Consider the following 9040-nt stretch of genomic DNA (forward strand, 5'->3'; position numbering starts at 1 on the left):
GGTCGGTGCCGCTCCGGGGGTATCTCCTCGGACTGCGCACCTTGACTCTGTGCGAACGTTCCTGCGGGAGTTGTGCGCAGTCCTGCGGGGACACCCCCGGATCGTCCCCTCCCGGCCGGCCGGCGGCTGCCTGTCGGTGGCGGGTGAGCAAACCTTCGGGGTACGCCGTCGCCGCGGGTGCGGTCGCCGGTGGTGCGCAACCGCCCGCAGAGAGACCTGCACACGCCCCACCGCACGGGCGTGCGCGCGTGCCCGGCCCACCGCCCGCGCGAACTACGCCGCCGCTGCCAGGGCGAGGTCGACGTCCGCCGGGGTGTTGTAGAAGTGCGGGGCGAACCGCAGATTGCCCGCCCTCGCGGAGAAGGCGACGCCCGCGTCCGTGAGGCGGCGGTGGACTTCAGGGGCCACGTCGGGCACCGCGACAATCGCGGAGGGGCCGGGGACGGGCGCGTACCCGAGGGCGGTGAAGCCGGCCCGGAGGCGTTCCGCGAGCGCGAGGTCGTGGGCATGGATCGCGGCGACGCCGACCTCCGCGATGAGCGCGAGGGACGCGGCGGCGCCGACGTAGGCGAGGTAGGCGGGCCTCGCGTCGAAGCGGCGGGCGCCGGGCGCGAGGTCGGTGATCGGGCCGTAGCAGGAGCCCCACGGGTCGTCCGCGCCGTACCAGCCGGTGAAGGCCGGGGAGAGGGTGGGCTCGGCGCCGGGGCGGACGGTGAGGAAGCACGCCCCGTGCGGGCTGACCAGCCACTTGTACCCGTGGCAGACGACGTAGTCGTAGTCGGCGGCGTCGAGCGGGAGCCAGCCCATGGACTGGGTCGCGTCCAGGAGGGTGCGGGCGCCGTGCTCGGCGGCGGCGGCGCGGATCGCGGGGAGGTCGGCGACCCGGCCGTCCGCGGACTGCGCGGCGCTGACGGCGACCAGCGCGGTGCCGGGGCGTACGGCGGCGGCGAGGTCCTGGAGAGGGACCAGCCGCAGGCGGAGGTCGGGGCGGGCCGCGAAGGGGTGGACCAGGGAGCTGAAATCCTCCTGGTAGGCGACGACTTCGGCGCCCTGGGGCAGGGCGGCGGCGATCAGGCCGACGCTGCCGGCGACAGTGCTCGCCAGGGCGACCTGGGAGGCCGGCACACCGGTGACGCGGGCGAAGGCGGCGCGGGCGTCGGCGACGGCGGTCTCGTAGCCGTCGGTGTCCGGCCGCCCGGCGGCCCACGCGTCGAGGGCGCCGCGCAGGGCGGCGATGGTGCGGGCCGGGGCGAGGCCGTGGGTGGCGGCGTTGAGGTAGCCGGCCGGGAGGCCGGGGTATTCGGCGGCCCGCAGATCGGCGAGGGCGGCGGTGGGTGCGTGGGCGCTCATGAATTTCAGCCTGGACCCGGGGCGGGGCAAAGTCCATTGCCGATTTATGGGGGTCATACCTAAGTCATGCTTATGGTGGGGGAATGATCGAGGCACGGCATCTGCGGGTGCTGCGGGCGGTGGCGCGGGGCGGTTCGTTTTCCGCGGCTGCGCGGTTGCTGGGCTGTACGCAGCCGGCCGTCAGCCAGCAGATGAAGGCCCTGGAGGCGTCCGCGGGCACTCCGCTGCTGGTGCGCGGGCCGCGCGAGATGCGGCTGACCCAGGCGGGCGAGGCGCTGGTGCGGCACGCAGACGGGATTCTGGCCGGGCTGACGGCGGCCGAGGAGGAGGTCGCCGCGATCGCCGGGCTGCGGGCCGGGCGGGTGCGGCTGGCGTCGTTCCCCTCGGGGACCCCGACGCTGGTGCCGGGGGCGGTGGCGGAGATGCGGGACCGGCATCCGGGCACGGAGGTCTCGCTGGTGGAGGCCGAGCCGCCGGGTTCCGTGGACATGCTGCGGGCCGGGGACTGCGACATCACGCTGGCCTTCCGCTATCCGGACCTGCCGACTCCGGCCGAGGAGTCCTGGGACGACCTGGTGGTACGCCCGCTGCTCGCGGACCGGCTGGTGGGTGTGGTGCCGCAGCGGCACCGGCTGGCCGGCGGTCCGGCGGCGGTGGAGCTGGCGGAGCTGGCCGGTGAGCGGTGGATCGCGGGCTGTCCGCGCTGCCGGGGCCATCTGGTGGAGCTGTGCGAACGGGAGGGCTTCACGCCCAGGATCGACTTCGCGACCGACGACTACCCGGCGGTGATCGGGCTGGTCGCGGCGGGTCTCGGGGTGGCGGTGCTGCCGCGGCTCGCGCTGGAGTCGCTGCGGTCGCGGGGTGTCGCGGTGCTCGCGCTGCGGCCCGCCGTGCAGCGCGAGGTCGTGGCTCTGACGCTGCCCGACCTCGCACACGTACCGGCGGTGGACATGATGCTGGGCCGGCTGGCGCGGGCGGGATTGCGCTGGTCCTGACCGCAGAATCGATTCTGCTGGGCTCTACGTCGGTGAACCGAGCACGCGGTGCCTGGAGCGCCCCATCATCTCCTCGCGCTCGTCCTCGGTCAGCCCGCCCCAGACGCCGTACGGCTCGCGTACGGCCAGGGCGTGGGTGGCGCACTCCGCGCGTACGGGGCAGCGCATGCACACCTCCTTGGCCGCGGCTTCCCGCGCGCTGCGGGCGGCGCCGCGTTCGCCCTCGGGGTGGAAGAACAGTGAGCTGTCGACGCCTCGGCAGGCGGCCACCAGCTGCCAGTCCCAGAGATCGGCGTTCGGGCCGGGAAGGCGGGAGAAGTCTGCCATTGCTCATCCCCTCGACGGGTGCGTGACGGCCAAGACGACCTCGGTGTCTTCGACCGTACATCTACTGTCGTAGTAGCTGTAAATATGAGTAATCGCCAATCTAGCGGCGATTAGCCCATGCATCAGAAAAGAGCGGCCAAAGGGTGCAAAGTCTGGCATAACACCCGTTCAGCAGCATCCGCCGGGCTGCCCCGGTGTGCGACGGATCGGCGGTGGTGCCGGAAATCTGTCGGCTCACCCATTCTGACCTGCGCCATGACCGTTCCGCATGTGTGCGATCACGTAGAGTGCTGACGGCGGCGACCAAACTTCGTAACTCTTTCGGGTGAGGGTCGTTGAGTGTGGCGGAAGCGGTTGGCGGCCCTTGCGGTCCCACAGGATTCGGGCATCTGCCCGATGCCGTCAGCCCCAACGGTGAAGACTTCGTACAGCCTGGAGGCACAACGTGACGCGGTTCAGCTGCGGAGGGCGGTCATGACTTCCGTCCTCGTCTGCGACGACTCCCCGCTCGCCCGAGAGGCCCTGCGCCGCGCGGTGGCGACCGTGCCCGGCGTCGAGCGCGTAACCACCGCGGCCAACGGCGAGGAGGTGCTCCGCCGCTGGGGGGCCGACCGGTCCGACCTCATCCTGATGGACGTCAGGATGCCGGGGCTCGGCGGCGTCGAGACCGTACGTCGGCTGCTGTCCGCCGACCCCGGTGCCCGCATCATCATGCTCACCGTCGCGGAGGACCTGGACGGCGTCGCCCTCGCGGTGGCCGCCGGCGCCCGCGGCTATCTGCACAAGGACGCCTCACGCGCCGAACTGCGGGCCACCGTCACCCAGGCGCTCGCCGACCCGACCTGGCGGCTCGCGCCGCGCCGGCTGCGGTCCGCCGAGATGGGCGCCGCGCCCACCCTGACCGCCCGGGAGATCCAGGTGCTCGAAGGGATGAGCCACGGACGGTCCAACGCCGAGATCGGCCGCGAGCTGTTCCTCTCGGAGGACACCGTCAAGACGCACGCACGGCGGCTGTTCAAGAAGCTCGGCGCCTCGGACCGGGCGCACGCGGTGGCTCTGGGCTTCCGCTGGGGCCTGGTCCGCTGACTCGGCTACGCCGTACGCCGTACGGCGAACTCGCCCGCGAGTCCTCGGTTTCCCGGGGGAGGACGCATGCTTGACGTATGGACTTCCTCGGGGATCGGCGGGGGCTTCACATGGCGGACCAGAAGGCGCAGATGACAGTGTCGGCCGCGGACTCAGCCGCGGCTTCGGCCACGACGGCTCATAACGCTTCGGTGCAGAAGTACGGCCGCGATGCGGCGGATGCTCCGGCGGCGAGGCACCATGGGTGGATGCGCGACGACGATACTCCGGCCATTGGTGCCCTCGTCCGTCGCGCCGTTGACGGCGATCAACGCGCGACTCACGACCTGTTGGCACACGTTCACCCGCTCGCCGAGCGCTACTGCCGCACCCGGTTGTCCCGGCTGCCCGGTGACGCGCGGCACTTCGTGGACGACCTCGCACAGGAGGTCTGCCTGGCGGTGCTGTGCGCACTGCCGCGCTACCGCGACCTGGGGCGCCCCTTCGAGGCCTTCGTGGTGTCCATCGCCGCCCACAAGGTCGCCGACCTGCAACGGGCCGCGATGCGCCACCCCGGCAGCACCGCCGTCCCCTCCGACGAGATGCCGGAGAAACCGGACGACTCGCTCGGCCCCGAGGAGCGCGCGCTGCTCAACAGCGACGCCGCCTGGGCCAAGGAACTGCTCGACCGGCTGCCGGGGCATCTGCGGGAGCTGGTGCTGCTGCGGGTCGCCGTCGGGCTGAGCGCCGAGGAGACCGGGCGGGTGCTCGGCATGTCGCCGGGGGCCGTACGGGTCGCCCAGCACCGCGCGCTGAGCCGGCTGCGGGCCATCGCCGAGGAGTCGGCCGCCGCACACCCGGCGGGCGCGGGCGGCCTCAGCGCCTAGGCATGTCGCTCGTTCCACCCTTGCGGGCACTGGTCCGTACCGGACCGTCCTGGGAATACCGGCACAGCCACTACCATTGAACAACTCGCCGGGCAAGACCATTCGGGAAGGTGTCATGACGCTGAACGCCGACGGAGTAGCCGAGAAATTCGCCGCCCTCGGGCTGACCTACGACGATGTGCTGCTGCTGCCGGGTGCGTCCGAGGTGCTGCCCAACGAGGTGGACACCTCGTCGCTCATCTCGCGCAACGTCAAGGTCAACATCCCGCTGCTGTCCGCCGCGATGGACAAGGTCACCGAGGCCAGGATGGCCATCGCGATGGCCAGGCAGGGCGGCGTCGGCGTACTGCACCGCAATCTGTCGATCGAGGACCAGGTCAACCAGGTGGACCTGGTCAAGCGGTCCGAGTCCGGCATGGTCACCGACCCGATCACGGTCCGCCCCGACGCCACGCTCGGCGACGCGGACGCGCTGTGCGCGAAGTTCCGGATCAGCGGTGTCCCGGTCACCGACGGCACCGGGCGGCTGCTCGGCATCGTCACCAACCGCGACATGGCCTTCGAGTCCGACCGCGCCCGCCAGGTCCGCGAGGTCATGACACCGATGCCGCTGGTGACCGGCAACGTCGGCATCTCCGGCGTGGACGCGATGGCGCTGCTGCGCCGCCACAAGATCGAGAAGCTGCCGCTGGTCGACGCCGACGGCAGGCTGCGCGGCCTGATCACCGTCAAGGACTTCGTCAAGGCCGAGCAGTATCCGCACGCCGCCAAGGACTCCGAGGGCCGGCTCGTCGTCGGCGCCGCGGTCGGCGCCGGACCCGAGGCCCTGGACCGCGCGCAGGCGCTGGTCGGCGCCGGGGTGGACTTCCTGGTGGTCGACACCTCGCACGGCCACAACAGCAACGCGCTCAACTGGATGGCCAAGATCAAGGCCAGCGTCACTGTGGACCTCGTCGGCGGCAACGTCGCCACCCGCGACGGCGCCCGCGCGCTGATCGACGCGGGCGTGGACGGCGTCAAGGTCGGCGTCGGCCCCGGCTCCATCTGCACCACCCGGGTGGTCGCCGGCATCGGCGTCCCCCAGGTCACCGCGATCTACGAGGCCGCGCAGGCCTGCCACGACGCCGGCGTCCCCGTCATCGGCGACGGCGGCCTGCAGTATTCCGGCGACATCGGCAAGGCGCTGGCCGCGGGCGCGAGCAGCGTCATGCTCGGCAGCCTGCTCGCCGGCTGCGAGGAGTCCCCCGGGGAACTGCTCTTCATCAACGGCAAGCAGTTCAAGTCCTACCGCGGCATGGGATCGCTCGGCGCGATGCAGTCCCGCGGGCAGGGTCGCTCGTACTCCAAGGACCGCTACTTCCAGGCCGAGGTCTCGGCCGACGACAAGCTCGTGCCCGAGGGCATCGAGGGCCAGGTTCCTTACCGCGGCCCGCTGTCCGCCGTCCTCCACCAGCTCGTGGGCGGCCTGCGCCAGACCATGGGCTACGTCGGCGCGGCGACCGTCGCGGAGATGGAGTCCAAGGGCCGCTTCGTCCGCATCACCGCGGCAGGCCTCAAGGAGTCCCACCCCCACGACATCCAGATGACGGTCGAGGCCCCCAACTACCACGGCTGACGCCGCGCCGGCGCCCCCGGCCACGTCCCGCCCTCCCCAGGGCGCGGGATTTCGCGGTGCCTCCGCGGCAGGGGGCGCCCACCCGGGGGCGCGGGGAACCGCGCGCCCAGCCGCCCACCGGCCGGTGGTCCGGGTCGGACCGGAGAGACCCTTCGGGCCGGTGACGACCCGCACGTGCGTGGCGGGGCCGGCCGCGCAGGCCCCAGGGGGCGTCCGCACACGACGGCTGTGGAGGGTCACGCGCGCTCCTTGGGCGCCGCCGCCTGCCGCGCGGCAGGCGTACGGGCACGTCCGGCGCGGTCGGCAGCCGGAGCGTGCGGGATACTGGGGCCGCAGGCCACAGAGAGAGGCACGGACGTGACAGAGATCGAGATCGGTCGGGGCAAGCGAGGCCGCAGGGCATATTCCTTCGACGACATCGCCGTAGTGCCCAGCCGCCGCACCCGGGACCCGAAGGAAGTCTCGATCGCCTGGCAGATCGACGCCTACCGCTTCGAGCTGCCCTTCCTCGCCGCGCCGATGGACTCGGTCGTGTCGCCGGAGACCGCGATCCGGATCGGCAACCTCGGCGGGCTCGGGGTGCTGAATCTGGAGGGGCTGTGGACCAGGTACGACGACCCCGAGGCGCTGCTCGCGGAGATCGCGGAGCTGGATGACGTACGGGCGACCGCGCGGCTCCAGGAGATCTACCGGGCGCCGATCCGCGAGGAGCTGATCGGGCAGCGCATCAAGGAGGTGCGGGACGCCGGGGTCGTGACGGCCGCCGCGCTGTCGCCGCAGCGGACCGCGCAATTCTCCAAGGCCGTGGTGGACGCCGGGGTGGACCTGTTCGTGATCCGCGGCACCACCGTGTCCGCGGAGCACGTCAGCGGGTCGCACGAGCCGCTGAATCTCAAGCAGTTCATCTACGAGCTGGACGTGCCGGTCATCGTCGGCGGCTGCGCCACCTACACGGCGGCGCTGCACCTGATGCGGACCGGGGCCGCCGGTGTGCTGGTCGGCTTCGGCGGCGGGGCCGCGCACACCACGCGCAATGTGCTGGGCATCCAGGTGCCGATGGCCACCGCGGTGGCCGATGTGGCGGCGGCCCGCAGGGACTACATGGACGAGTCCGGCGGTCGCTATGTGCACGTCATCGCGGACGGCGGCTTCGGCGCCAGCGGTGACCTGCCCAAGGCGGTCGCCTGCGGGGCGGACGCGGTGATGATGGGCTCGCCGCTGGCCCGCGCGACGGACGCGCCGGGGCGCGGTTTCCACTGGGGCATGGAGGCGGTCAACCCCGAACTGCCGCGCGGCAAGCGGATGAACCTCGGGACGGCCGGCACGACGGAGGAGATCCTGCTCGGCCCGTCGCACGCCCCGGACGGCTCGATGAACTTCTTCGGTGCGCTGCGCCGCTCGATGGCGACGACCGGCTACTCCGACCTGAAGGAATTCCAGCGCGTCGAGGTCACGGTCTCGCCGACGCACCACCGCTGAGACAGCGCGAAGGCGGCGGGGACGCGAGCTGCGTCCCCGCCGCCTTTCGTGTGCGGCGGGTCAGTTCGCGACGCGGCGGGTCACGACGAAGCCCTCAAGGCCGGCGATGGCCAGGAAGAAGAAGGACTTCGCGTCGAAGTCGTGCTTCCACTGGCGGAAGACGTCGCCGCCGTGGTCGGTGAGCATCGAGAACCAGGAGATGTCCAGGCCGGCCTGCGAGGCGTAGTGGCTGGCGATCATCGACAGGCCGACCATCTCGCCGAGGAAGACGCCGAGCAGCGCCAGCACGATGCCGACGAAGGGCAGCACGGGATTGCGGCCGCCGATCTTGCCGAGCGCGAAGCCGATCAGCAGGCCCACCGCCAGGGCGAGGTAGCCGACCTCGGTGTAGTGGCCGTCGTCCTTGGCCATCGCCCGCATGATCCCGGCGTAGGCGAACGCGGCGACCAGCATGGCGGCCACACCCGCGACGACGGCGAGCCCGGGGTTCCCCCGCGGCGGGGCGCCGATCGGGGCCGGCGGGGCGTACGCGGCGGCGTTGAAGGGCGCGCCGCCCTGCGGCGGGGTGACGTACGGCGACGGGGCGTACGGCTGCTGCGGGCCGGGCGGCGGCTGCTGCGCGTACGGGTTCTGGCCGACGGGCGGCTGCTGCGGCGGCGGGAAGTCGGAGCTCATAAAGGGTCCCCCGGGGACGGAATGCTGTGGGTTTCCGCACGTCGGGCGGCCCGCTTTGATGCGTGCATGCCCCGTGCGAACGGTGAGCCGAAATCTAGCAGGGGGCGGTGACAATCGGACAGGACGTTTGATCCGGTCGTTACAGGACCCGGACGTCCGCCCACCAGGGTGATTACGGCCCGTCGCTCACAGCCGGGCGGCGGCGCCGGCCGGGGTGGCGCCGCGGGTGTCGAGGAGGAGTTGGGCCTTGACCGCCAGGCCCTGGAGGTCGTACGTGCGGTGGTGCTGGAGCAGCAGCGTCAGATCGGCGTCGGCGGCGGCCTCCCACAGGGAGTCGGCGCGCGGGACCGGGCGGTCCATGACGCGCCACTGCGGTACGTACGGGTCGTGGTAGCTGAGCTGGGCGCCGAGTTCGAGCAGCCGGGTGCCGATCTCCCGGGCGGGGGCGCCCTGCTGGTCGGCGAGGTCGGCCTTGTACGTCACGCCGAGCAGCAGGACGCGGGCGCCGCGCAGCGACTTGCCGTGCTCGTTGAGCAGCGCCGCGGCCCGCTGGACGACGTAGCGCGGCATGCGGGAGTTGACCTCCTGGGCGAGTTCGACCATCCGCAGCGGGTGGCCGGGCAGCCGGGGGTGGGCGAGCGGGGTGA

The 9040-nt window shown here is 72.4% G+C and carries 9 protein-coding genes; 5 read left to right on the forward strand and 4 right to left on the reverse strand.

The features are described from left to right. Positions 1–273: 273 nt before the first annotated feature. Positions 274–1350 (reverse strand): aminotransferase class V-fold PLP-dependent enzyme, encoded by a 1077-nt coding sequence (locus V7E46_RS30130; protein ID WP_333771382.1) that lies wholly within the window; start codon positions 1348–1350, stop codon positions 274–276. Between the two features lie 83 nt (positions 1351–1433). On the opposite strand from V7E46_RS30130, the gene V7E46_RS30135 reads away from it, so the two are divergent. Further along, positions 1434–2345, forward strand: coding sequence for a LysR family transcriptional regulator (locus V7E46_RS30135; RefSeq protein ID WP_333771383.1), 912 nt, complete (start codon positions 1434–1436; stop codon positions 2343–2345). 24 nt (positions 2346–2369) lie between these two features. Here the strand turns inward: V7E46_RS30135 and V7E46_RS30140 are convergent, their stop codons facing one another. Further along, entirely contained in the window at positions 2370–2672 is a 303-nt protein-coding gene (locus V7E46_RS30140; protein WP_329175502.1) for a WhiB family transcriptional regulator, read from the reverse strand. Positions 2673–3146: 474 nt separating this feature from the next. Between V7E46_RS30140 and V7E46_RS30145 the strand changes: the two genes are divergently transcribed. The 4 genes from V7E46_RS30145 to V7E46_RS30160 all read left to right on the forward strand — a co-directional run bounded on the left by V7E46_RS30145 (position 3147) and on the right by V7E46_RS30160 (position 7718). After that, entirely contained in the window at positions 3147–3758 is a 612-nt protein-coding gene (locus V7E46_RS30145) for a response regulator transcription factor (protein ID WP_003948568.1), read from the forward strand. A gap of 248 nt (positions 3759–4006) precedes the next feature. Next, positions 4007–4624 (forward strand): sigma-70 family RNA polymerase sigma factor, encoded by a 618-nt coding sequence (locus V7E46_RS30150; protein ID WP_329175501.1) that lies wholly within the window; start codon positions 4007–4009, stop codon positions 4622–4624. A 115-nt stretch (positions 4625–4739) separates the two neighbouring features. Next, positions 4740–6239: an IMP dehydrogenase gene (gene guaB, locus V7E46_RS30155; RefSeq protein ID WP_333771384.1), complete on the forward strand. Its 1500-nt coding sequence runs from the start codon at positions 4740–4742 to the stop codon at positions 6237–6239. A 357-nt stretch (positions 6240–6596) separates the two neighbouring features. After that, positions 6597–7718 carry a GuaB3 family IMP dehydrogenase-related protein gene (locus V7E46_RS30160; RefSeq protein WP_329175499.1) on the forward strand — a complete coding sequence of 374 codons (1122 nt, stop codon included), beginning with the start codon at positions 6597–6599 and terminating at the stop codon, positions 7716–7718. A 60-nt stretch (positions 7719–7778) separates the two neighbouring features. On the opposite strand, the gene V7E46_RS30165 is transcribed toward V7E46_RS30160, so the two are convergent. After that, positions 7779–8393: a hypothetical protein gene (locus V7E46_RS30165; RefSeq protein ID WP_333771385.1), complete on the reverse strand. Its 615-nt coding sequence runs from the start codon at positions 8391–8393 to the stop codon at positions 7779–7781. 186 nt (positions 8394–8579) lie between these two features. Beyond that, positions 8580–9040: UDP binding domain-containing protein (locus V7E46_RS30170; RefSeq protein ID WP_333771386.1), on the reverse strand; the 461-nt coding region annotated here is incomplete at its 5' end.

Origin of the sequence: Streptomyces sp. IBSBF 2435, from assembly GCF_036815005.1 — a bacterium.
Lineage (GTDB): Bacteria > Actinomycetota > Actinomycetes > Streptomycetales > Streptomycetaceae > Actinacidiphila.